The organism is Candidatus Darwinibacter acetoxidans, assembly GCF_041936445.1.
Lineage (GTDB): Bacteria > Bacillota > Limnochordia > Darwinibacteriales > Darwinibacteriaceae > DTU010.
Genome location: NZ_JBHGXH010000174.1, coordinates 1 through 1544, shown reverse-complemented (window position 1 = coordinate 1544; position 1544 = coordinate 1). Strand labels below are relative to the sequence as shown.

Annotated in this window: 2 protein-coding genes; both read right to left on the bottom strand. The window is 53.0% G+C overall.

Going from position 1 to position 1544, the window contains the following annotated elements:
* The coding region (locus ACE4YL_RS06370) for an immunoglobulin domain-containing family protein (RefSeq protein WP_461369396.1) at positions 1–909 on the bottom strand (909 nt) is incomplete at its 3' end.
* Between the two features lie 134 nt (positions 910–1043).
* The coding region (locus ACE4YL_RS06365; RefSeq protein ID WP_461369395.1) for a UDP-N-acetylglucosamine 2-epimerase at positions 1044–1544 on the bottom strand (501 nt) is incomplete at its 5' end.

Sequence of the window (1544 nt, the reverse complement as noted above, 5' to 3'; positions counted from 1 at the left end):
AATGTACTTATCCTCCAGCCAGGGGCTGGTGCGTATTCTAACCCCGTCATAGGCAACCGTGCCTTGCCTGGCAACCCCGGAGAGGACCTGGCTGTGCACGTAAGCCGGCTGGTTGCGATACTTATCGGTCTGCGGCGGCGTACTCAAACTCATCTGCCTGGCCAGCGCCTGATCTAAGGTCAGGTTATATTGCGTATATTTAATCAATTCGTTACCTTCAACAACTAGTGAGACAGAGTTTTCACCACCGCTGCGAATGTCCCCAGGCATGATCCGCGCAAAAGCAAGCACATGATAGCTGCCCGGCTCAGAAAGCTTATAGCTAAAAGTGTTCCCCGAACGATACCACTGCACATGAACCCGCTCACCGTCACGATAAAGATACCAGGCATACTCTAATGGACCAGAACCTTCAGCCTGGCAGGTCCAGCGCACCGTTGTTCCAGCAAGAACGGTACCGGACCGGTCCGCCTCAACAGAGATAACCTGCGGAGGAGGAGGCGGCTCCACAAGCAAAGAGGCAGAATCTGTACCACCGCTGCGGATATCCGCAAGCGTACGCGCAAAAACTTTGACATGGTAGGTCCCAGGCTGATCCAAACGGTACTCAAAATATTCCTGCGACCGGTACCACTGCACATGAACCCGCTCACCGTCACGATAAAGATACCAGGCATACTCTAAAGCACCAGGGCCTTCAGCCTGGCAGGTCCAGCGCACCGTTGTTCCAGTAGAAACGGTACCGGACCGGTCCGCCTCAACAGAGATAACCTGTGGAGGAGCGCTGGCGGCAGTCAATGCCGAAGGCATAACCATGGTTAAAATTATTAACACAGCTGGTAATAGCCAAAGTATGTAACGGTAATAATCTAATTTCTTTTTCTTCAGTTTCTTCTCACCTCCTTCCATGCAACCCAGGTAGATCAAGAAAGGAGACAAGTTAAAATTCTACAAAACCCCTAAAATCCCTTTAAATCTCTTTGTCTTTTTCGCATAAAGTGACGGAAAAATCTCAACATCGTGATTGATTGGGCAACTAATTCTTAAGAGTTCACCCCTTCTACAAGGCACTGCACAACCTTTGCCGCAGCGTCACCGCCGCCGTACGGGAAGCCCTCCCGGCCGCCCGGATGGTCCAGCGAATCAAGCAGCGCTTGAGCCACCTCTCGTTCGCTTCGCGGCGGCACAATCCTGTTCCACCCCAGCTCCACCAGCTCCACCCACTCGGTCTCATCCCGCAGGGTTACACAAGGCACGCCATGGAAGAAGGCCTCCTTCTGGACCCCGCCCGAATCGGTAGCGATTAACCGGGCATGTTTTTCCAGCATTACCATATCTAGATAGCCAACCGGGTCAATCATGTGAAGATCTGGATGGTCTATCGAGATAAGCGCTTCTCTTTCTAACGCCGATCTGGTGCGGGGGTGCACCGGAAAGATTACCGAAATATCAGCCGCTGCTTGAAGAAGGCCGCCCAAGATCGCCCGCAGGCGGCGGGGCTCATCCGTATTCTCCGCGCGATGGATCGTGGCTAAGATATAGCC